Source organism: Serratia sp. BNK-10 (genome assembly GCF_047456065.1).
GTDB classification, from domain to species: domain Bacteria; phylum Pseudomonadota; class Gammaproteobacteria; order Enterobacterales; family Enterobacteriaceae; genus Serratia; species Serratia ureilytica.
The window spans coordinates 4,987,976-5,010,590 of record NZ_CP179894.1; the positions used below are offsets into that span (position 1 = coordinate 4,987,976).

At 59.2% G+C, this 22,615-nt stretch carries 21 protein-coding genes and 1 tRNA gene; 11 read left to right on the top strand and 11 right to left on the bottom strand.

Going from position 1 to position 22,615, the window contains the following annotated elements; translation table 11 throughout:
- Window positions 1-104: 104 nt before the first annotated feature.
- A complete protein-coding gene (locus ACMGG9_RS23935) occupies window positions 105-1,352 on the bottom strand; it encodes an MFS transporter (RefSeq protein WP_033633516.1) in 1,248 nt (415 codons plus the stop codon).
- 217 nt (window positions 1,353-1,569) lie between these two features.
- Here ACMGG9_RS23935 and ACMGG9_RS23940 point away from each other — a divergent pair, with 217 nt between their 5' ends.
- A complete protein-coding gene (locus tag ACMGG9_RS23940) occupies window positions 1,570-2,562 on the top strand; it encodes an acyltransferase (protein ID WP_147880992.1) in 993 nt (330 codons plus the stop codon).
- On the opposite strand, the gene ACMGG9_RS23945 is transcribed toward ACMGG9_RS23940, so the two are convergent.
- The 4 genes from ACMGG9_RS23945 to ACMGG9_RS23960 form a co-directional block, all read right to left on the bottom strand.
- Window positions 2,557-3,480: a GlxA family transcriptional regulator gene (locus tag ACMGG9_RS23945; protein WP_101452792.1), complete on the bottom strand. Its 924-nt coding sequence runs from the start codon at window positions 3,478-3,480 to the stop codon at window positions 2,557-2,559. The two genes, ACMGG9_RS23940 and ACMGG9_RS23945, sit on opposite strands and share 6 nt — an antisense overlap.
- 2 nt (window positions 3,481-3,482) lie before the next feature.
- A complete protein-coding gene (locus tag ACMGG9_RS23950) occupies window positions 3,483-4,034 on the bottom strand; it encodes an isochorismatase family protein (RefSeq protein ID WP_069100550.1) in 552 nt (183 codons plus the stop codon).
- Window positions 4,035-4,134: 100 nt separating this feature from the next.
- A complete protein-coding gene (locus ACMGG9_RS23955) occupies window positions 4,135-5,523 on the bottom strand; it encodes an amidohydrolase family protein (RefSeq protein ID WP_033645103.1) in 1,389 nt (462 codons plus the stop codon).
- Between the two features lie 130 nt (window positions 5,524-5,653).
- Complete coding sequence (locus tag ACMGG9_RS23960) at window positions 5,654-6,508, bottom strand: LysR family transcriptional regulator (RefSeq protein WP_208061017.1); 855 nt, start codon at window positions 6,506-6,508, stop codon at window positions 5,654-5,656.
- A 210-nt stretch (window positions 6,509-6,718) separates the two neighbouring features.
- On the opposite strand from ACMGG9_RS23960, the gene ACMGG9_RS23965 reads away from it, so the two are divergent.
- The 10 genes from ACMGG9_RS23965 to ACMGG9_RS24010 all read left to right on the top strand — a co-directional run bounded on the left by ACMGG9_RS23965 (window position 6,719) and on the right by ACMGG9_RS24010 (window position 15,582).
- Window positions 6,719-7,834: a cyanate transporter gene (locus ACMGG9_RS23965; RefSeq protein WP_274256746.1), complete on the top strand. Its 1,116-nt coding sequence runs from the start codon at window positions 6,719-6,721 to the stop codon at window positions 7,832-7,834.
- A gap of 75 nt (window positions 7,835-7,909) precedes the next feature.
- Window positions 7,910-9,253: an esterase-like activity of phytase family protein gene (locus tag ACMGG9_RS23970; RefSeq protein ID WP_042783417.1), complete on the top strand. Its 1,344-nt coding sequence runs from the start codon at window positions 7,910-7,912 to the stop codon at window positions 9,251-9,253.
- Between the two features lie 98 nt (window positions 9,254-9,351).
- Window positions 9,352-9,446, top strand: a tRNA-Sec gene (locus ACMGG9_RS23975).
- A 162-nt stretch (window positions 9,447-9,608) separates the two neighbouring features.
- Window positions 9,609-10,799, top strand: coding sequence for a tyrosine-type recombinase/integrase (locus tag ACMGG9_RS23980; protein ID WP_414161758.1), 1,191 nt, complete (start codon window positions 9,609-9,611; stop codon window positions 10,797-10,799).
- A gap of 778 nt (window positions 10,800-11,577) precedes the next feature.
- Complete coding sequence (locus ACMGG9_RS23985) at window positions 11,578-11,841, top strand: helix-turn-helix transcriptional regulator (RefSeq protein ID WP_414161759.1); 264 nt, start codon at window positions 11,578-11,580, stop codon at window positions 11,839-11,841.
- A complete protein-coding gene (locus ACMGG9_RS23990; RefSeq protein ID WP_414161760.1) occupies window positions 11,838-12,083 on the top strand; it encodes a hypothetical protein in 246 nt (81 codons plus the stop codon). Before ACMGG9_RS23985 ends, ACMGG9_RS23990 begins: the two co-directional genes overlap by 4 nt.
- A gap of 5 nt (window positions 12,084-12,088) precedes the next feature.
- A complete protein-coding gene (locus ACMGG9_RS23995; RefSeq protein ID WP_414161761.1) occupies window positions 12,089-12,634 on the top strand; it encodes a host cell division inhibitor Icd-like protein in 546 nt (181 codons plus the stop codon).
- Complete coding sequence (locus ACMGG9_RS24000) at window positions 12,631-12,894, top strand: hypothetical protein (RefSeq protein WP_147881529.1); 264 nt, start codon at window positions 12,631-12,633, stop codon at window positions 12,892-12,894. The genes ACMGG9_RS23995 and ACMGG9_RS24000 overlap by 4 nt, the downstream gene beginning before the upstream one ends.
- Window positions 12,891-13,226 (top strand): DUF5375 family protein, encoded by a 336-nt coding sequence (locus tag ACMGG9_RS24005; protein WP_414161762.1) that lies wholly within the window; start codon window positions 12,891-12,893, stop codon window positions 13,224-13,226. The genes ACMGG9_RS24000 and ACMGG9_RS24005 overlap by 4 nt, the downstream gene beginning before the upstream one ends.
- Before the next feature lie 10 nt (window positions 13,227-13,236).
- Entirely contained in the window at window positions 13,237-15,582 is a 2,346-nt protein-coding gene (locus ACMGG9_RS24010; protein ID WP_414161763.1) for a primase-helicase zinc-binding domain-containing protein, read from the top strand.
- Window positions 15,583-16,087: 505 nt separating this feature from the next.
- Here the strand turns inward: ACMGG9_RS24010 and ACMGG9_RS24015 are convergent.
- The 6 genes from ACMGG9_RS24015 to ACMGG9_RS24040 form a co-directional block, all read right to left on the bottom strand.
- Window positions 16,088-16,348 (bottom strand): hypothetical protein, encoded by a 261-nt coding sequence (locus ACMGG9_RS24015; protein ID WP_089185515.1) that lies wholly within the window; start codon window positions 16,346-16,348, stop codon window positions 16,088-16,090.
- 379 nt (window positions 16,349-16,727) lie between these two features.
- Entirely contained in the window at window positions 16,728-18,056 is a 1,329-nt protein-coding gene (locus ACMGG9_RS24020; protein WP_414161764.1) for an MFS transporter, read from the bottom strand.
- Between the two features lie 37 nt (window positions 18,057-18,093).
- A complete protein-coding gene (locus tag ACMGG9_RS24025) occupies window positions 18,094-19,329 on the bottom strand; it encodes an MASE1 domain-containing protein (RefSeq protein ID WP_414161765.1) in 1,236 nt (411 codons plus the stop codon).
- 286 nt (window positions 19,330-19,615) lie between these two features.
- The gene (locus tag ACMGG9_RS24030) at window positions 19,616-19,996 is read right to left on the bottom strand and encodes a DUF4354 family protein (protein WP_414161766.1); all 381 of its coding nucleotides are present in this window, start codon (window positions 19,994-19,996) and stop codon (window positions 19,616-19,618) included.
- A 1,040-nt stretch (window positions 19,997-21,036) separates the two neighbouring features.
- Entirely contained in the window at window positions 21,037-22,062 is a 1,026-nt protein-coding gene (locus tag ACMGG9_RS24035; RefSeq protein WP_414161767.1) for a reverse transcriptase domain-containing protein, read from the bottom strand.
- A 1-nt stretch (window position 22,063) separates the two neighbouring features.
- Window positions 22,064-22,579: a hypothetical protein gene (locus ACMGG9_RS24040; RefSeq protein ID WP_414161768.1), complete on the bottom strand. Its 516-nt coding sequence runs from the start codon at window positions 22,577-22,579 to the stop codon at window positions 22,064-22,066.
- Window positions 22,580-22,615 lie beyond the last annotated feature (36 nt).

Sequence of the window (22,615 nt, forward strand, 5' to 3'; positions counted from 1 at the left end):
GCGGTAGCGGTGGTGGGAGCGGGGTATGCGCTGTGGGGGCTGCTCGGCTGAAGCCGCATAAAAAACGCCGGTCGGGAAACCAGACCGGCGTTTTATCGTCGCGCTTATGCCGCGCCGTTCGGCTGCGGGGTGGGATCGCCGTTGCGGCGTTTGGCGAGGAACAGCGCCACCAACGTCAGCCAGCACAGGCCGCTGATAAGGTTGAACAGGTTGAACAGCCCGCTGCCGCCCCAGACGTAGGCGACCTTGGCCAGCTCGATGCCGACGGTGAACACCATCATGCTCAGCATGCCCATGGTGGCGGACACGGTGCCTTTGCTGACGTTGCTGGAGAACAGCGTCAGGCGGTACAGCCCGGCGTTGGCGAGGCCGATGCCGAAGGCGTACAGGCTCAGGCCGGCGGTCATCCACAGGTAGGCGTGGCTGGAGAATTGAGTCGCCAGCGCGGCGATCAGCAGCCCCAGCAGCATCGGGCCTGCGCCCAGCTTGATCAGGCGCTCCACGCTGTTTTTGCCGGTCAGGCGCGCCAGCGTCAGGTTGCCGAGGATCAGCGCGCCGAACACCGGGATTTGCAGCAGGCCGTAATCCAGCGTCGACAACGACTCCCCGCTGATCAGGATCACCGGCGACTGGGCGATCCAGGCCAGCAGCGGCAGGCTGGCGAAACCGATCGCCAGGGCGCCGCACAGGAAGCGGCGGTTGCCCAGCACCTGGCGGTAGTCGCGCCACAGGTTGGCGGCGGAGAACGCCTCGCCCTGCAGCGTGGCGGTCTCCGGCATGGCTTTCCACAGGCCGTAGAAGGCGATGGCCGCCAGCGCGGCAAACAGCACGAACATGCTTTGCCACGGTGCGACGTGGATTAGCGCCGCACCGGCCAGCGGCCCCAGCAGCGGGGCGATCAGCGCCACGTTAGCCATCAGGGCGGTGATTTTGATGCACACCGCCTCTTCGAACGACTCCTGGATCGTGGCGTAGCCGACCGCGCCGATAAAGCACAGGCCGATGCCCTGCAGGAAACGCATGGCGATGAACTGCTCGATGGTGGTGACCAGCAGGATCGCCAGGCAGGAGACGATAAAGAACGCCACCCCGGCCAGCATCACCGGGCGACGGCCGCGGCGATCCGACAGCGGCCCGAGCAGCCACTGCAGGAAGATGCCGCCGGCCAGATAGGCGGTCATCGAGGTGGGCACCCACTCTTCGCCGGCGTTGAAATCCGCCACGACGGCCAGCATGCCGGGCTGAATCATATCGTTGCCGATATAGGTGGCGAACTCGAACAGCACCAGACAAAGAGGGAATAAAAGCGCCTGCCGGCCCAAACGTGCCGCAGGTGGTAATGTTGTTTTCATATTATTGTACTGATAGTAAAAGAGAAAAAGGAACTGCCAGGGCGGGAAGCGCAAACTGAGCGAGTTATGGCGGCTATTTTGCCGCCAATTGTTCACCTTCGCAATCATAAGGTGTTGTTTAAGTGCATTCTGATATTTCGCTTTTGGGTTGTCGCCGAACGCCGTGCCCGATAACCTCTTCTTAACATATCAATATGACACAAGATCGGGCGAGCGTTTGAGCGAGAAAATCGGCTGGATAGACAACCTGCGGGCGATGGCGTGCATGATGGTGGTGATGATCCACGCCACCACCTATTACGTCACCAACGGCGCGGCGATAGGGTTGCACAACTGGGACATCGCCAACGTGCTGAACTCACTGTCGCGCGTGTCGGTGCCGCTGTTCTTCATGATTTCCGGCTACCTGTTCTTCGGCGAAAAGAGCGCCGGCCGGCGGCATTTCACCCGCATCCTCTGCTGCATTCTGTTCTACAGCGCCATTGCGCTGATCTATATCGCGGCTTTCACCAAGATCGGTTTCTGGCCGTCGCTGCGCGGCATCCTGCAAAAGCCGGTGTTCTATCATCTGTGGTTTTTCTACGCCATCGCGGTGATTTACCTGCTGTCGCCGCTGATTAGCGTCAAACCGGTATCGCGCCGCTACCTGGCCGCCGCGCTGGTGGTGTTGGCGGCGATCGCCAACCCGAATACCGATAAGCTGACCTTCGGCAACGCGCATCTGCTGCCGGTTAACCTGTATATTTACGGCGATACCTTCTACTACCTGCTGTATGCGTTGGCCGGACGGGCGATTGGTATGATGGAGGCGCGCGGGCGCGTCGTGGGCTGGTTGGCGGCGTTGGGATTTGCGCTGTGCGTGGCGCTGATCGCGCGCGGCACCAAGCATCAGCTGTTCATCAACGGCAACTTCGCCGATACCTACTACATCTACAGCGGCCCGCTGGTGTTTATGGCGGCGGTGGCGCTGCTGGTGTGGGTGAAACACTGTCTGCCGCAGCCGATCGGCTGGCTGAGCGTATTTTCCCGTCATTCGCTGGCGATTTACGGTTTTCACGCCCTTATCGTCAACGTGATGCGCAATCGGCACCTTGATTTCACCGGCCACCCGCTGCTGGATATCTTCTGGGTGTTCGGCGTGGCGCTGGGGGGCAGCCTGCTGCTGTCTGTCGGCCTGCAGCGGCTGGATACCCGCCGGCTGGTGTCATAGCGGCGAGCGCTGGCGCTGCTGGGCGCGGCGCAGCTGCCGCCCGGAAGAAAACCCAGCCGCCAGCGCGGCCTTCTCCAAGCCATACCCTTGCTGCAGGCGCTGTTGTGCCACCGCCAGCCGCAGCTGCTCATGATACTCCCGCACGCTGATGCCGACGTGGTTGCGAAACAGCCGCGCCAGGTGGCGGCTGCTGACGTGCGCCTTCTCCGCTATCTGCGGCACTGACCAGTCGGCCTCCGGCTCTGCGGCCATCACGTCCTGCGCGCGGTGCACCGCCGGGTGCAGGTGGTTGCGGTAGCGCAGCCAGGGCGACAGCTGCGGATCGTCGCCGGCGCGGCGGAAATAAACCACCATGTCGCGTGCGACGTCGCGCGCCCGGCCGGAGCCGCAGTGGCGGTGGACCAGGTGCAGCGCCAAATCGATGCCGGTGGTGATGCCCGCGCTGGTGTAGACGCCACGGTCTTCGACGAAGATGCGGTTCTCTTTCACCTGCGCCGCCGGCGCCTGGAGGCGGATACGTTCGATGACGTCGTGGTGGGTGGTGCACTGATAGCCGTCGAGCAGCCCGGCCTGCGCCGCCAGCAGCGCGCCGGAACAGATGCACACCAGGGTGATGCGCTGCCGTTGCAGATCGGGCCGCAGCGTCGCCAGCCAGCGGCGCGCCTGCTCGGCCTCCTCTCCGGCGAAATAGCGCTGCGAATCGCCGACGCCCGGCAGCACCAGGATGGCGCCGTCTTCCAGGCGCTCGGGCAACGGCTGCAGGCCGCTCAGCGTCATGCCGATGGAGCAGACGATCTGCGGCGCCGGGCTGAGGTAACGCAGGCTGAACTGCCCGGCGAGGCGCAGGGTTTCCGCCGGGCCGCTGACGTCCAGCGACAGCACGTTGGGCAACAGCAGAAAATAGACGGCCTGCGACATGATTACTCCTGTGCGAGTTGCGCCAGCGCCTCATCCACGCTGGCGATGCGGGCGAAACGATCGACCAGTACGGTTTCAGTATGCCGCTTCAACTGCGCGGGGGTAAAGACTTCACCGTCGGGATGGCGCATCGGGAAGGTTAACGTCGCCTCAGTGACGAAAGTCACCCGATAACCGAGATCGGACGCCACCCGGGTGGTGGTTTCGCAGCACTGCTCGGTGCGGATGCCGGAGACGATCAGGTGGTTGATGTCCCGCTCACGCAGCCAGGCGTTGAGGCCGGATTCGGTCAGCGCATTGTGCACATGCTTGTGTACGGTGATATCCGCCTGGTGGGTGAGGAACGGCAGGCGCTGCACATGGCCCGAAGCCAGTGAGAACGGCCCTTGCGGCGAAACGTGCAGCACGTCGACCAGGGCCGCGCCGCGCTGTCGGCAGCCCGCAATCAGGCGGGTCAGCGCCTGTTGAAACGCAGGCAAATCGTCCTCCTGCCAGAATGGACGGTGCTGGAATGATTGCTGGACATCGATGATCAATAACGCGCTCTGTGACATTTTCGGCCCTCCGCCAGTGTGTGTAGCGACCATCTTGCGCCGCGCCTTACTCTGGCAGAAGGCCAAAAACGGCCATCATGATGACAACAACGGACCGACCTTAGGCTTTGCTCACCTGGCCGGCGACCAGGCGCCCCTGATGGAAGGTGGCGCTGCGCGCCGGCAGACGGGCGACCGCCTCGGCGGAACAGCTGGCGTTGACCAGCACGAACTCGGCGGCATCGCCGGCTTTCGGCCAGGCGCGCTGCCCCTTATCGTCCAGTGGCAGCACGCCGCCGGTGGAGATGGCCATGGCGCGCGACAGGTGATACTCGTCGGAACCGCGGTACAGCTGGGCGTACAGATTGGCCTTCTCCAGGATGTCGCCGGTGCCGAACGGCGACCAGTGGTCGATCACGCTGTCGGTGCCGGTCATCACGAACACCCCTTTCTCACTGAGCTGCGGCAGCGGCATCATCAGGCCGCCGATCGGCACCGTGGAGGCGATGGTGATCTGCTGCGCCGCCAGCCGGGTGGCGGTTTCCGCCAGTTCGCCCGGCGTCAACGTGGTCAGGGCGAAAGCGTGGCTAATGGTGACCTTGCCGCGCAGCGCTGGGTTTTTCTCCACGGTGGTGATCATGTAGTTGATGGCGGCGACCCCGGCCGGGCTGGTTTCATGCAGGTGGATATCCACGCCTTTGCCGGTATCGAGGGCGATCTGGAACATGGCGTCGAGCGATTTCTCCATCGCGCCGTCGACGTTGGTCGGATCCAGCCCGCCGACGTACTGCACGCCCATCTGCATCGCTTCGCGCATCAGCGCATCGACCCTGGAGTGCAGCAGGCCGTGCTGCGGGAAGGCGACGATTTCACAGCTGAAGTCCGCCCGGTGGTTTTCCAGCGCGCGCTGCAGGTGCTCCAGGCTTTTCAGGCCGCTGACCGGATCGATATTGCAGTGGCTGCGCGCCACGGTGCTGCCTTTGGACTGCAGCAAGGCGATCAGGTTTTCCGCCCGTTGCTGCGAGGTGGGCAGCAGTGTCGGGATCAGTGTCTGCTCCAGCGCGATCATGTCCATGATGGTTTTGCCCTGGCGCGGGCGCGGCGCCTGCCACGGGCCGCTGTAGAAGGTTTTATCCAGGTGGATGTGCATATCGCGAAATGCCGGCAGCAGCAGCCGGCCCTGCGCCTTATAGCGGGGCACGCCGGCCGGCAATGCGGCGTTGGCGGCGTGAATGGCGGCGATCTTGCCGTCTTTGATCTCCAGGGTGTACAGCGCGGTGCGGGTGCCGATCACCGTTTCGCCGTCGTATTCAAAGCCGTCTTCCAGCCGCACCTCGCTCAGGCAGTAGTGGCGATCGGTCAGGGTCATCGGCGTTGGCGCACACGGCTCGCCGCCAGGCGAAGCGGCCTGCGCCATGCCGCCGGTCAGGCCGATCACTGCGCAAGCGGTGGTGAGTTTGCCGGTTTGGCTGAGGAAGGCTCTGCGGCCCGGTTGTTGAGGGTTTTCCACGTTCGGTTCCTTAATCCAGAGGTGAGGTGGGTGAAAACATCCCCCAATTTAGGAGAGGAACCGGCCGGTTGGCAGCGACATTTGCCACTGGTGACTATTCGATTTGGTAATGACCGGCGTGCGCCGGCATTTATATCAACCCGCAAAACGCCGCCAGCCGCTGGGCCAGGGCCAGCGTGGCGGCGGGGGCGCCGTCGCGGTAGTAGAGCGCCAGTTCGAAACTGTCTATCGGCGGCAATCCTTCGGCCGCGCCCAGCACCCGGTGCGTCGCCAGACGGCAGCCGGCCGGCAGCAGGGTGACGCCCAGCCCGGCGGCCGAAGCGGCGGTCAGCGCCGCCAGGCTGGCGCTGCTGTAGCCGATGCGCCAGCGTTTGCCGAGGGTATCCAGCGCCTGGCACAGCTCGTCGCGGTACAGGCCGTTCAGTGGAAATACCGCCAGCGGCACCGGCGATTGCTCGATGGCCGGGAAGGCCAGGCTGTCCAGCCACAGCAGCGGTTCCGGCCGCGCGGCGCGCGGCGGTTGCCGGCGGCGCTGCTTCACCAGGATCAGATCCAGCTCTTCACGCGCGTAGGCGTTGTGCAGATCGGCGCTCAGGCCGCTGGCGACGTCCAGCCGCAGGTGCGGGTGCTCGCGACTGAATTCGGCCAGCAGCCCGGTGGTGGGCACGGCGAAATCTTCCGGCATGCCGATCCGCAGCACGCCGTCGCGCCAGATGCCGGTCAGCGCATCGTGGGCTTCTTCATTCAGCGCGATAATGCGGCGCGCGTAGCTCAACAGCTTGACGCCTTCTTCGGTCAGCAGCACCTGATGCGAGGAACGCTCAAACAGCGGCTTGCCCAGCATCTCTTCCAGCCGGCGCACCTGCTGGCTGACGGTGGACTGCGACAAAAACACCCGCTCTGCGGCGCGGGTGAAGCTGTTGCTGTCGCACACGGCGACGAAGCTGAGCAGCAGCTGCGGATTGAACATCGGGTAGCGATTCATTTTCCCACTGTTGGCTATTTTATTATTTAATTTCCCAATACTAGCGGCGTTGCCTACAGTAACGCAACGCTGCGGCGATCGCGCTGTGACGCCGCACTCTTCATTTCGCAGTACCAGGAATATGCCGTGTTAAATCATTCTGTTAATTCACCTTCTCCACGCCGTTGGCTCAACCCCCTGTTGCTGGCGCTGGTGTTGATCGGCCTGAACATGCGGCCGCTGTTGACCTCGATCGGCCCGTTGCTGCCGACGTTGCGCCAGGCCACCGGGCTGAGTTTTGGCGGCGCGGCGCTGTTGACCACGCTGCCGGTGCTGATGATGGGCCTGATGGCGCTGGCGGGCGGCGCCATCAACCGACTGTTCAGCGAACGCAGCGCCGTGGCGTTGAGCCTGTTGGCGATCGGGCTGGGCGCGCTTTGGCGCGAACTGGCCCCCGGCAGCGTGCAACTGCTGATGAGCGCGGTGCTGGGCGGGCTCGGCATCGGAGTGATCCAGGCGGTGATGCCCGGCATCATCAAGCATCACTTCCTCAAAAGCATGGCGCTGGTGGCCGGGCTGTGGTCGGCGGCGCTGATGGGCGGTGGCGGGTTGGGGGCGGCGATCACGCCGTGGCTGATGAGCGTAGGGCACGACTGGCACAGCGCACTGGCCTGGTGGGCGTTGCCGGCCCTGGTGGCGCTGCTGGCCTGGTGGCCGGTCAGCCGCGGGCTATCTCGCTTGGGCGCGGCGGGCGAAAACCGCGGGCCAAGCCTGCTACGCAACCGGCGCGCCTGGCTGCTCGGCGCCTATTTCGGCCTGATCAACGGCGGTTATACCAGCCTGATTGCGTGGCTGCCGCCGTATTACATGCAGCTCGGCTGGCAGCCGCAGGCCAGCGGTTCGCTGCTGGCGCTGATGACCTTCGGCCAGGTGGTGGGGGCGCTGCTGTTGCCGGCGCTGGCGCGCAATCATGACCGGCGGCCGCTGCTGTTGCTGGCGCTGATGATGCAACTGATCGGCTTTATCGGCCTGATTTATCTGCCGCAGACGCTGCCGTGGCTGTGGGTGTTGCTTTCCGGGCTGGGGCTGGGCGGCGCGTTCCCGCTGTGCCTGGTGCTGGCGCTCGATCACTTGCACCAGCCGGCGGCGGCCGGGCGACTGGTGGCCTTTATGCAGGGCGTTGGCTTCCTGTTGGCGGGCGTCACGCCTTACCTTTCCGGCCTGCTGCGCGACTACAGCGGCGGCTTCGTGCTGGACTGGCAGATCCACGCGCTGCTGGTGGTGGTGTTGATCGCCATCACCTGGCGCTTCCATCCGCACAGCTACCGGCGGGCGTTCGCCGAATAATATTTCTGTCATTGCCGCTCCCTATAGTGACGTTGCTTTTACTTCTGGGCGATAACAACGAAAAGGGACAATGACATGCACAACACCAAAACCCGGCTGGCGCTGCTGGTCGGCTGCATGGCGCTGAGCGCCAACCTGTGGGCCGACGCGCAGCCGGTGCCGGCGACGTTGGCGGGGCATGCGCTGCTGCCGGTGAAATCCGCCGTTTCCACACCGAAGGACGCGCCGAGCGATCTGCAGCAGAGCGGCAAATACACCAGCGGGAAACGCGTCACCGAGTTGGGCAGCGTGGCGGGTAAATCCGCCGATCGCCTGACCGGCATCGGCCTGCCGATCAACGGTCAGCCGCTGCAGGGCCACTCCGGCATCAAACACATGCCCGACGGCACCTACTGGGTGCTGACCGACAATGGTTTCGGCAGCAAGGCCAACTCCCCGGACGCCATGCTGTACCTCAACCACTACAAGATCGATTTCAAAGACGGCACGGTCGCGCCGCTGAAGACGGTGTTCCTGCACGATCCGGATAAAAAGGTGCCGTTCCACATCATCAACGAGAGCACCGAGCAGCGCTATCTGACCGGCAGCGATTTCGATCCGGAAAGCTTCCAGTTTGCCGACGATGCCTTATGGATCGGTGAAGAGTTCGGGCCTTACCTGATCAAGGCCGACCTGAACGGCAAGGTGCTGGCGGTGTTCGACACCAAAGTGGACGGCAAGGTGGTGAAATCGCCGGACAACCCGACGCTAACCCTGCCGGGCGCGCCGGACGGCAAACAGAACTTTCAGGTGGCGCGTTCCAAAGGCTTTGAAGGCATGGCCGCCTCGCCGGACGGCAGCAAGCTGTACCCGCTGCTGGAAGGGGCGCTGTGGGATGGCGAACAGTTCGAGAACGTCGGCGGCAAACGCTACCTGCGGGTGCTGGAGTTCGACGTCAAACAGCAGGCCTGGACCGGCCGCAGCTGGCAGTACGTACTGGAAGACAACCAGAATGCCATCGGCGACTTCAACATGATCGACGCCACCCACGGGCTGGTGATCGAGCGCGACAACGGCGAAGGCACGCCGGATAAAGCCTGCGCCGCCGGCGCGCCAACCGACAACTGCTTCAGCCAGGTGGCCAAGTTCAAGCGAGTGTATAAAATCGCTTTCTCGGACGCCAACGTCGGTAAACCGGTCGAAAAACTGGGCTATATCGACCTAATGAACATTCAGGATCCGAACAAGCTGGCGCGCAAGCCGCTGAACGACGGCGTGCTGACCTTCCCGTTCTTCACCATCGAAAACGTGGACGTGGTGGACGCCAACCACATCATCGTCGGCAACGACAACAACTTCCCGTTCTCCTCCAGCCGCCAGCCCAATATGGCGGATGACAACGAGTTCATCCTGTTGGACGTGAAGGATTTCCTGAAGTAGCGCTCCCCGGCCGCCGAATCGCCGGCGGCCGCCATTTCCCGCTTAGCGCAGCGAACAAACTGCGCTATAATCAGCGCCTTGCTTCTTCTCTTCTCCAAGGAAGATCCTCGTCCCCGGTGGGGCGGCCGGACTTCAAATCCGGTTGGGGCCGCCAGCGGTCCTGGGCAGGTTCGACTCCTGTGATCTTCCGCCAAAGCTTGTCCGGGTAGTTCCTGCAAAGTCCATTAAAATGCATAAAATCAATTTATTATGTGGTTTTATTGTCCGCTGGTGTCCGTGAGTTACCGTCTGAATCCGAGAAAAATGTGTATAATGGTGCGTATAATGTTTTTATGCACAGAATCGACTTATACACATGCTCCTAACTGACATACAAATTCGACGTTCCAAGCCGCAGGAAAAGCCCTACACCCTCAACGATGGCCAAGGCCTGTCTCTCCTTATCAACACTGACGGGAGTAAAGGTTGGCGTTTTCGCTATCGCTATGCAGGAAAAGCCAAGCTAATGTCCTTTGGTACCTACCCTTTGGTAACGCTGGCCGACGCGCGAGAAAAGCGCGGAGAGGCCCGTAAGCAAGTTGCGAATGGCATTGATCCAGTAGCCGAGAAAAAGGCGCAAAAGCTCGCTCAGAAGCTTTCTGTTGAGAATTCCTTTGAAGCTATTAGCCGCGAGTGGCACACGAACAAGGCTGACCGATGGACTCTGGCGTACAGAGAAGAAATCATGCGCACCTTTGTGCAGGATGTGTTTCCGTATATTGGTCAACGCCCCATTGCCGAAATTAAGCCGTTAGAGCTGCTGGAAGTGCTGCGACGCATTGAGAAGCGTGGGGCATTGGAAAAGACCCGTAAGGTACGCCAGCGCTGCGGAGAGGTATTCCGCTACGCAATTATTACCGGTAGGGCGGAATATAACCCAGCCCCAGATCTCGCCAGCGCGCTAGCCGTTCCCAAACAAAAGCACCATCCGTTCCTTTCGGCCGAGGAACTACCTTACTTTGTTAAGGATTTGGAAGGATATACCGGTAGCATCATTACTAAGAATGCAGCGAAGATCGTTATGCTGACCGGCGTCCGCACGCAAGAAATGCGTTTTGCCACGTGGGAAGAGATCGATTTTGAGCGTGCCATTTGGGAGATCCCCGCAGAACGCATGAAGATGCGCCGCCCGCACATTGTGCCGCTTTCTACCCAGACGGTTGAATTACTTAAACAGTTACACCCGATAACCGGTCATTACCCTTACATCTTCATTGGACGAAACAATCGCAGGAAACCCATAAGTAAAGAAAGCGTGAATCAGGTAATAGAGCTGCTGGGGTATAAGGGGCGAGCCACCGGTCACGGTTTCAGGCATACGATGTCTACTATTTTGCATGAGCAAGGGTTTGACTCTGCCTGGATTGAGATGCAGCTTGCCCACGTGGACAAGAACGGCATTCGTGGCACTTACAACCATGCCCAGTACCTTGAGAAGCGTCGTGACATGTTGCAGTGGTACGCCGATTTTATCGCGGGCCTTGCTCGCCAGTCTCACCGCCAATAAATCGTTAAACCCCCTGGCGCGCAATGCTACCCCCGCCTCGCCTGCCCGCTTTATGTGTCACTTTTCATGCAGGTGCATGAGAAAGCGCAGACCGCGCCGCTGCTGGCGCGGTAGGGAGTTAAAGCTGCATTTTCTTGTATGCAAAATCATGCACTCTATGCATGCACGTGTTCTTTGACACCCGCTAGCCAGGAAAAAGGCTGTTTTCGGGGGAAGGATAGGGAGTGATAGCGTGATGGCAGTGGACCTGATTATCCCATCACGGCGAGTTCCGAGATGGCTTCTTGTACCGTCAGTGTGAGCATGCTGTATTTTCCCGTCTGCGTTTTCGTTGTGCAGCCGCCTCATATACTGATTTCAAAATCACCTTTGCGGTTTTAGTTCTTCTTTAAACTCTTCACTACTGTTCACCAGGATAAAAAAGGCAGTAAAATCAATTAATAAATCTGTGAAGAGTAATTATCTAACTCATCATCCTGTGTTCACTACTGTTCACCCGGCTAAAAAGGGCCTTTTCCCTGGCTAGCCTGGGATAGCACCAGTACGCCTGTTTATGCCTATTAATAAACTGCTATTCATGGCTCGTTCATTTCTTTGGGTTTGCCAATAAAGGTCAATATTAACCTATATACCCATTTGGTTGAAAAATAGGCATAAAAGCTGTCCCACCACACAACAACACCTTGTTGCCACCCCGATAAATATTCACATAATAGGGCGCTACCGAAGTTCACACAGTCCCGGTCAGCGTTGACCGGACACAAAGAGGTAGCGTTTTATGTTGACCGTTTCCACCCCCGCCCCATCCACTCTGTCGCCGGTACTTCCTGGAGGTTACACCCCGCGCGAGCGCTTTATCCGCCTGCCGGAAGTGCTCTATACCACCGGCCTGTCCCGCTCCACCGTGTACGAGATGATGAGTCGCCGGCAGTTTCCGGCTCAGGTCTCCCTCGGTGGTAAAAACGTCGCCTGGCTGGCCTCCGAGGTTGAGCTGTGGATGGACGAGCGTATCGCCAATCGTCACCAGGGGGACGCCGTATGATGCGATTAACCTTTGGTCGCCAGAACTTTACCCTGAGCGACAACGACGCACTGTTTATCGCGGAAGCCATCCTGTTACAACGCAAAGAGCCTGGCGTCGTCTTGCCGGATCACCGCAGCGAAAAACACGGCATTATTCGTCTGGCGAGTAGCCAGGCTGAGCCGCACCTGTTCCGTGCCGGGCCGATGCCGCTGACCTGTGCGGTGGCCGATACCCGCAACGACCCGCTTACCGACTGTTGATCACTATGCGATCGATTGAACGTCCGGGGGCGTCTTACGGCTTGCCACCACGTCCGGCCCTGCGCTATAGTCCCCCGGCTGTCGCACAATCGGCAGCCGGGCGTAGGAACCCGTGTTACTTCAAGGCGACACAACACGCGCCAGGCGTGTTTTTTTATGTCGTAGCCTTTGTGCGCTCATTTTTTGCGCGGTGGATGTTATGCTATCGCAGCAGTCAATCAATGGTGGCTCAGGCGGGGCAGCCTATGGGCTGGCCGGTTCCCTTGAAGGCCGGTATTCCTACCCCCGTCTGGGCTACCACCCATAAGTGTAGGAACTTCGGTGGTAGCAATAACCTTTACTTCAAGGAGGCTGCCACCATGGCTACGACCCTCACCCCGACTCACCTGACATTCTGCTTTCTGTTCGCGGCCGTGCGCCGGTCTGCGCTGACGGCTTCACCGCGTATCGTGCGCACCGTGGCGGATAGCGAACGCAATGCCCGCCGCGTGCTGGCCCGTGATTACGTGTTGTCCTTTGCCGGTCGTCTGCCGGTTAAGGCGGCAGCATGAACACCCTGGCCGACCGTTACTACCGTGACACCCATTACCCTATTCCGCACGCCGATTTTCTGCGTCTCCAGCATGCGCACGCCACCGGCGTGCTGTTCCTTGACCTGCTGGACACCCTCGACCTCAGCGGGCAGCGCCCCGATGCCGTGCAACAGGCATCGTTTGCCTCGGTCATTGCCTTGCTGACCGACCAGCTAGGCCACGTCGTCAACACCTGTGAAACCCAAATCCTTGCCCGCATGGAGGCCACCGCCGCATGAACACTGTATCCTGTTTACCGATTGAAGTCCGTACCGCCGTTTTCCGCCGCGCCGTGGCGCAGGCCTATCTGGACACCTGCGCCTTTTACCGGGTGAGCCTCGGGTACACGCTGGACGAGCTGCAGATGACGATTGCCCTGCGCCTGGAAGGGCACTTTGTGCGTCAGTACGGCGCAGAGGACGGCATGGATATGGCGTGCACCATGCTGAGTGACATGGTGCAGCCGGACGTTCTGGTGGCCGCACCGCGCTTGACCACGCAGGGGCAAAAGATGATGGACGAGCTGTGCTGTGAGCGCCTGTCGGCGGCACAGAACGCCACCGTACACTGAGGAGAAGAGCATGAGCGCCCAGTTCGTTTCCCAGACCGTACGCACCGCCACCGGCCAGTGGCCGGTGATACTCCCAGCCCTCGGCATCGCCTTGCAGCCGAACGGCAAGCCGCAGCCGTGCCCGACCTGCGGCGGCAAAGACCGCTTTCGCTTCGACAACCAGGATGGACGCGGCACCTGGTTCTGCAATCAGTGCGGGGCCGGTGACGGCCTCAACCTGGTGGAAAAAGCCCTGTCGCTGTCAGCAAAGGCCGCCGCCGAACAGGTGGCTGCCGTGATGGGAGGAAACGCCAACGCTTTGCCAACGGCCGCTGAGATCGGCCATGCCTCACAGAAGACCGGCGGGCAAGACAAGGCCGAGGCTCAGCGCAAAGCCGCGCGACAGGCACAAGCTCTGGTGGCTGCCGCTCAGTGCCAAACCGGCAACGCCTATCTGAGCGCCAAAGGCTGGCCGGAGGCAGAAACCCTGACCTTGCAGGGTCAGCCGCTGCGCGTCGGCGGTATTACCTTCCAGCCCGGCGACCTGTTGCTGCCGCTGTACAATGCCGGGGGTGAGGTGGTTAACGTGCAGCTGATTAACGCCAGCGGGGACAAGCGCATGCTGGCAGGCGGGCAGGTGAAAGCCGCCTGCCACACCTTGAGTGGACCGGACAACGCGGTTATCTGGCTCACCGAAGGCTACGCCACCGGCCTTACCGTGCATCGCCTGACCGGCGAGACGGTGTGCGTGGCGCTCAGCGCTAACAACCTGGCCGCCGTGGCAGAGCAGCTGCGCAGCCACTACCCGGACGCACGGCTGCTGCTGGCGGCCGATAATGACCGAAACGGCACCGGGCAGACCCGCGCTGCCGAGGCGGCACAATTGACCGGCGGTGTCCCGGCATTGCCGCCCACGGAGGGCGACTGGAACGACGTCTATTGTAATCAGGGGATTGAGGCCACGCGCGCGCAGCTCCAGGTGTTTAGTCAGCCACCGCAGCCCAGCCCGTTCGACACGCTGAGCGATGCCGATTTAAAAGCCATGAGCGCCAGCGAGAAAGCCGAACTGCTGGCGGAGCACTACGGCAATACCCTGGCGGTGCCGCCGGTGGGGGAGGAGCTGTGCCGCTATACGCGCGGCGCCTGGCAGGTGCTGCCGCACCGGCAGCTGAGCCGGGAGATTGCCGCGCTGTTCCAGAAGGTACGCGCGCCGTTCTCCGCCGCCGGTATCAACAGCATCCTGGACACCCTCAAGCTGATGGTGCCGCAGATGGGCGACCCGGCTCGCCGGTTGATAGGCTTTCGTAACGGGGTATTCGATACCGTCAACGGCCAGTTCAGCGCACATAGGCAAGAACACTGGCTGCGCACCGTCAACAGCGTGGACTACACGCCACCGCGTGCCGGGGAGAACCTGGCCGACCATGCGCCGCATTTCTGGCAGTGGCTGACGCGGGCCGCCGGAGGCAATCATGACAAGCAGGAGCGCATTCTCGCCGCGCTCTTTATGGTGCTGGCCAACCGCTACGACTGGCAGCTGTTCCTCGAAGTGACCGGCCCGGGCGGCAGCGGCAAGAGCGTGATGGCGGCCATCGCCCGGCTGCTGGCTGGAGCCGACAACACCACCTCGGCCACCATCGACAACCTGGAGTCGGCGCGCGAACGGGCGTCGGTGGTCGGCTACTCGCTGATTATCCTGCCTGACCAGGAGAAGTGGAGCGGCGACGGAGCAGGCATCAAGGCCATCACCGGCGGCGATGCGGTCGCCATCGACCCCAAATACCGCGACGCCTACGCCGCCTACATCCCGGCGGTGATACTGGCGGTCAACAACAACCCGATGCAGTTCAGCGACCGCAGCGGCGGTGTCTCCCGTCGGCGGGTGATTATCACCTTCCCGGACGCGATACCGCTGACCGAGCGCGACCCGCAGTTGCTGGACAAAATCACCCAGGAGCTGGCCGTCATTGTGCGCCACCTGATGCAGCGTTTCGCCAACCCGAATGACGCCCGCACACTGCTCCAGGCGCAGCAGAGCTCGGACGAAGCGCTGACCATCAAGCGCCAGGCCGACCCGCTGGTTGATTTTTGTGGCTACCTGACGGTATTGGGTGCGCCGGAAGGCATGATGATCGGCAATGCCAACATCACTCCGGCCAATCCGCGCCGCTACCTGTATCACGCCTACCTGTCGTTTATGGCGGCACGCGGCTATCAGCATGTCATGAACCTGACGGCCTTCGGCCTGGCGGTGCCGCAAACGCTGAAAGAGTACGAGCATACGTTGCTCAAACGCCGTACCAAACTGGGTATCCAGACCAATCTGCGGCTGAGTGACGATTGTGACATGGACTGGTTACCGAAGTGCGAGGCGTAGCCGTGCGCTGATGACGATCGGCTATGCCGATCAATACAGGGTTATCGATCTACCAAACCCATTGGACGGTCAGTTGCTCTGCGGCCTATAGTGACGATGAATATAATACGCAACAACACCAGGGTATTATCATTCTGTTATCCAAAACGTCTACACCATAACAACCATGTTTTCCAAACCGGCTCCGGCCGGTTTTTCCATCCCAATTCATGCCCGCAGAAAACAACTCAGCCGCCTGTTCAGGGCAATGGATGCCGTTAACAATACAGTGCAATAGGTTTATCGCTAATGGAATGACGTTTTTATCGTACAATCGGAAAGATAAAGGCTCGAAAAGGGGTGTGACATCCGTTGTCAAATTTGGCTGTAAGTTGACATCGATGAGTCGTAGAGATAGTCGGGATAAAAATAAAGATGCAGAGCTGTATGTCAGCCCTGCATTGATTAAACAGACGACAAACGATTAAGGATTTATCTGCACGTCTGGTGAAACATCACGCATGGGTTAAATACGACGGCAATCAAAGACAACCACAGTATCCCCCGGGTTCTGCGACTGAATTTTCCGTTTGGCCTGGGCTGCGGCTTCCTGAGCGCTGCTGGCCGTGAAAACGCCATCCCAGTAACCCGAGTCGGCATCACTTGCACTGCCAGCACTGCGGGTATTACCAGAGCAAAGGTATTGGGACGTGGCGGCATGTGATGGCAGGGAGAATAAGGTGACCAGTATTCCGGCGGCTACTATCATGCCTTTTTTGTAAATCATTTCTTTCTCCTGTGTTTATTGATTGTCCATAAAAACGTTTGCTAGCACCGTCGACAATAACAAGAAAACATCAATGGATATGAAACGTACAGCATGATAATGCCATGGTTAATGTGGGGTGTGAGTTGAGTCACGAAAAAATTAAGGTTTCATTGAATGATATTCATGATGTGTATTTATTGTTGGTGGTGTTCTTTGAATTAATAGGATTAATCGCGACTTTTTTTTCTATTATCTGTGTGGGCCAAAAGGTGAAAAAGCTATTGCCGATTTTTGTGTCAGGCCGCTGTTTCCCTGAGGGCAGTTTTATATAAAACTGCCTCCGTATAAGACTGACCGAAGCCAAGGTGGGGGAATGCGATTAAAATCAGGTTTACGGTTATCCCTTGGCTTTCGAATTGTTTCGCCAGCGGTGAAAGGCACGCTGATACCAGGGAGCAGGCAGTGAGTCAACAACGCTTCGCAGTGCGCGGGCATAATCCATGACCAGGCCGGGTGTCCAGGCCATTGACAGGGCGCGTTTACGGACCTGCGCGGCTATCCACAGCTCAGGCATGACCAGCGTGCGTAATGTTGTCAGCCAGCTTTTGCTCCGCGCTGAAAGAACACCATCCAGTGAGGCTTCCAGGGCATAGGCCACACTGCTGGAGCAGTTGCGATAGGTCAGGTTATAAGTGGTGGTAAGCCGATAGGTCTGCCAATAGCGCCATACAGCCTTGCCGTTGTACTGATGAAAACGTATTTTTCGGTCCGACTCACACCAGTTGGCCGCTTCAGTGGCATAGTCAGGCTGGAACATCCCCGGCACATCATTATCCTGGGTTGCCTTGAGAACATTGAGAAACTCGGACGGTGAGCGATCGATATCTGCCGCGGGGTAAAGGCTGATATATATGCTGGGCGGTATTTCCAGCGCGGCATGGCCGGTAGAGATAACCCCCTTTGTGTCTACTGCCGCAATATAACGGTTGATGACGGGGCGAGGGACCGGTGCGGTATTGACCGTGGCCTCCGGTGTCCAGACGTGAACCGTCAGCGGCTCGACGAAGCTGACTGGCGCGATGATGTCGTCATCTTGCGGTTGCTGACGATGATGTGCCTTCAGGCCGTGGCGTCTCTCGGACGGCGCCAGCAGTGTAAAAATCGCGCCCCCTTCATGCACGTTACCCATTCTGCGGGCCAGGCGTACCGTATTGATACCGCTTAATACCATCAGGGTACCAAGAAATACCGATACTGTGGCCTGGTAATGCGTCGGATAAGGGCTGAACATGAATACGGCAAACAGGAGCTGGGCCATGCCCGCCACGAGCGCATTTTTCCAACGCGGGAATCTGACTATCCAGGCCGACGCTATCACAAACAGGCCGAGGACAAAGTAGGCAAAGCCGAAAATGAGAGCGAGAAGCAGGTTGCTGTAGGGTTTATTGGCAAGGATGAGCAGGGCAACAAAGCAGAACAAGCCGCCTTTAAAATAGAGGACGGCCTTTTGTGCCCCAACGCCGCTGGAGGCGATGCTCAACGTCACCAGGCTTTCCAGCAGCAACAGGAAACCAAAAAAACGCACTGGGAAGTAAGTCACTCCATCCAGACCATCAACAAAAATGGCTGCGCCGAGCATGAACCAGAAAATACCGGTCAGCATCAGGTATTTGGCCTTGCTGCGAACAAAATCGGCGCCAAACAATAACAGGATAATCTGGATCACAGCCAAAAGCCTCCTACATTAGCGACAGCATTTTCATTCAGAGCGCCAGATGATAATGGCTTGCCTGCCAGTTACCCACGATCGCGTCTTCTTCGTTTTGTGTGATATGGATACCCCCGCTATCGACCAGGGTCACCCATTCCCCCTCGGGCACCTGAATGCGAAAAAGCAGCGGCACGCGTTTGGCTCGAGGCGATGCAAACCAGTGGGCGTACAGCGGGTCCCTGTCCTGGGGATGAACGCGCTGCAGCACCTGTTCTGCGCGCTTCCATAGTTCTGGTTCGACGGGGCCGAGCAATGTCGAAAGCTCGCCTTCCCAATGCAGCGCACCCGACGTCGGATCGAGACGATAGAAAACTCCCTGACCGGCGAGCCGGCCGGTATCCGGATCAAAGCTGCTGGTCGAGCGCCTAATGACCCGAATAAACACCACCAACAGCGCGGTGGCAGACAGATAGCTGAGAGCAAGCAACAAGGACTCGGCGGATCCAAACGCGTGAATAAAGAATGGCCCCTGATGCCGGTCAGTATGATAAATCACGATGCCGCCCAGCGTCAGTAAGGCAACTGAGCCGCCACGGTTGCCCCAGAGCATGGCGAGTATCATCACAAGAGCGACGGGCAGGCAGGCCAGGCCGAAATAGAGCGCGGCGGTGTCTGCCGTTAACCCTGATGGGGGCAGGCCAAAGATAAATGCGGTTATCGCACAGAGCACTAGCCAGAGCGCCAGACCCGATATTCGCGCCATGTGGTGCGTTGCGAGGCGGGGGCCGCGTTTGTTGATAAATCCCATGACAATGGTGGTCGCAAAGACGATGCCGGTCACATCAGCAATAAACCCGTGCCAGAGGGTGCTCAGAAGAGGCTGGCCGTGCAGCAGTGCATACCCTCCGCCCACCACCAATGCATCCAGGGCGCTGATAATCAGCGTGGCCACTATCCAGAGCAGGATAACGTGCAGGTCATCATTCAGGCGCGCAAAGCGGCGCACAATCCAGGCGATAATGACGCTGGCCGGCATGGACAAGAACGCGTAGCCCACGGACAGCGCAAGGCCTTCGGGGGAATGCCATTGCGCATCCAGCAAGACGGTAGTCAGCGTAAATAGGACGAACAGGGCGGGATAATCACGCCAGCGTGCACTCAGGAAGGCGGCTACGGCAACGCCGGCGGGGAACCACATGAGGGCAATTGATGAATCCGGAGCGTCAAATTTCAGGGAGGCCAGTCCTGCAAGATAGAACGTCAGTCCCCACAACAGCAGGGTCGTCACTTTTTGAAGCCATGGAGGGAGTGTATTTGTTATCAAGCCGTCTCTCTCGGAACTGAAGGGGGCGTGATGTTGCATGTTGAATGCGATATCCGCAGGCACTGGGGAAGGATTAAGCCTGCCTGATGGCTAAGAAAAGGGGGCTGAAATCCAACACGGTGATAATAGCGCTCACCGTCAGCGTCTGCAAATCACTGCGCCGTGTTCAGCGCGGACAGTTGCCGAACACGGCTGTGAAACAGCCTGAGTGATGAGTCTGAAAGGCGGTCTGTAAGGGGGTATTGCGGATTTACTTGCAGTCGTCAGAGATTTTCACCAGGGCAGCCTGATAGACGGCATCAGTTTCAGAAGCAAACACGGCAATGCCTTTAACGGGCTTGCCTGCTTTCAATACGCCTCTGCTTAATTTCTCATCGACCGTATCCAGCTTGAAGACTTTATTGTCCGGGGAATAGGCTTTCAGGCAAAACTTCGATAAATCAACCGTGTCACCAGGTAATTTGGCGACGGAGACATCGAAGGTTTTTGTGTAAACATCCTTGCCGCCTACGGACACGGAACCTTGTGATTTGGCGGTCGCATACACGGCAATATCATCAGAGGAAGCTGCGTTGGCAGCGGTGCACATAACAGTGAGCGCGAGGGCGCCAGCAATAGTTGAGAATTTCATATTAAGTCCTTTTGTCAATTAAACAATCTGGATACGTGTTGGAACTATTTAAATAATAGCCTCGCTAGGCTAAACAAAGATTAAAGGGATATATTATGGAACCAAGCAAGTTTCCGAGTACACCGAGCATGCACGTCTAAGGGGGCACCTGCCCAATTGTTATCGTCTAATGCTGTCAGATTTCATATCCCTAAAACATGGCGGAAACTGCACGGTTACCACGAGACCCATACCGGCAGACGCAATCGATTGATGGGCGCAGGCATTTGGGTAGAGTCCGTCATTGTTTGCGTCACGGGGACCATGACCCTATCACCATTCAGGGGGCCAGCACGGCTATCCGATGATCCAGGCGCTGATGCACGTATCATCCTCTCGCCCGGGCCCGAGCACGTCGCACACCCGTTGCGCACCAGTGTAGGCCCGGGGCGAAAGACGCCGCTCATGATACAGTCGCGATGACATCGATCCGTACGGTATATACGCATGGGGATCGCCCAGTGATTTCGACACGAAACGGCTTAGTCCGTTCGACAGTGCCAACCGAGACCCCTACGCATGCAGGGTTTCTCACCTCGGTAGAGTAACTAACGCGGCTCGTCATGCCCTCAGATAACAATGGCACTGTGATGTCTCGAACGCCACCTACTGGCAACGGTGGTGTGACCAGGGATGGGGCCCAAAGGGACAGGCTAGGGTCAGTCATGTAGACGCTGCCGTACAGGCCGATGTCAGTGCGACCACGATTAGCGTCCATGGGCATAATCCATTGATATGCTCGACCGTTAGGTACGACGACCGTATCCTTTTCCCACTTGCCGTTATCGCAATATCCGGGAAGTTCGTGGAGCAGAGGGCCACCGGGTGAAGTGGCGGGTGGAGAACCGGCAGTGTATAATCCTAGGCGGAGCGGACCCTGCACGGAGCATGACCCGCGCGAGTACACGAGATCACCATGGCTCGGGAAGTAGACTCTTGCATAAGATGTCGATGCCACCAAACAGCAAAGAAGTAAGAGTTTTTTCATAGACTTTTACCGATTAAGTCATCATCCGGGAAGCCACTTGTAACAGCCGGTTTCCCCATGTCATCCATCGAGATACGTAAGCCTGCACACGAGCATCAGTCTCTTCCGGAGAAGCACCTCTGCTGCGCATCTGCTCATAAAGCCGCAGGCGCCGTTCACGATGGTTTTTTATTGCCCGTGGCGACAGGGAGGGGCCCTCGGGGCCGAACCATATCCCCAGCCAGTCAAAGCCCTTCTCCACTCTTCCGGTCTGTGTTTTCTCCGGATGACGTGCGAACCCGCCGGTGTCAAAATCTGCGGACAAAGTTGCAATCCCTCTGCGCAACTGCCAACGGGTGCGTGTAAGTAATAAAAAATCATCCATGTATCTGACATAACAGTAATTCTCTCCAGGCAGGGCAGGCCAGTGGCTGTCAATGTGGCGCAACAGGCTGCCACCGATAAGCGGACTCAGCGAACATCCACGGGGAATGCCGTTCTGCGGCGTATGGATTTCACCTCCCCGCTCCACGCTGTAATACACATATTGTTCCATCAGTCCCTGCAGCACCGGGTCTGTTACCCATTGCCTCACCTGTGCCATAACCTGTGGCTTGCGGATATGGGCGTAATAGCCCCGGATATCCGTGCGGTGAACAAACCGGTATTCCCCGCAGGCTAGTGCGTCTGCCACCTTGCCGACGCTTTTCATTACACCGCCACCGGTAAGGTGCATGCAGGCCGGATGCTGCGGGAGGATGTCCTGCACGCGCAGTGCCACCCATTTCAATACCAGTGCGTCAGAGGCTGACCATATCGCGCGGGCATCTTGTCCTCTCCCGGTAATCAGCATCGGGGAGAGCCGGTAACGGCCATCCATCACCCGCTGATAGAGCGACTTTTCCTCTGTGGGCCAGTGCCACCGCAGATGCCAGATGTCAGCATTCGCCGGGTGCCTTCGTCGGCTGTGGCACAGCCACTGGCAGGCCTGCTGCCACAGTAACCATAATGCCGGGTTTTCCTCTGCCGGTTCCGCATCAGTGATATCGACAGGAGTCACTTCATTGCGGTTCGACGGTCACCGTCACGCTCGCGCTGTGCTCGCCGGCGACGGCGGCTTTGCTGCCCCTCGCCGGCATCACGGTCAGTGTTTCTTCTGCCTGCCGGGTAGTGCCGATAATGCTCCCGCCGTCGGCACCGTTGAGAGTCATCTGCTCACCGTCGTGGTAGAGACAAAATGCCATCGCGCCGGAGTCTGCTTCCGCACAGCCACTGCTTGTTACCCTGTCCGACTTCACGTTCAATCGATACTTGTCTGTCCCTGCCACACAGGTGGTCGTCACCGTGAATGCAGTGGCATACAGCCGCACACCACGGTCGCTGCCTTGCACGATGTCCCTCCGGTTCATCGGACCCAGGTTAACGATGGGAGGGACCTTGACCGTACAGCTTGCAATGATGCGACCCTTGATTTCAGTCTGTGCGGTTGAGGCGGCATCCACATACGGCGTTATGATGATTAACGCCAGGATTAACGGTAGAGACGTCCGGGCGACTATCCTCTTTCGTCTGGCCATTTCATTGTTCCTCTTGTCTGTCACGTCATCCCCCGA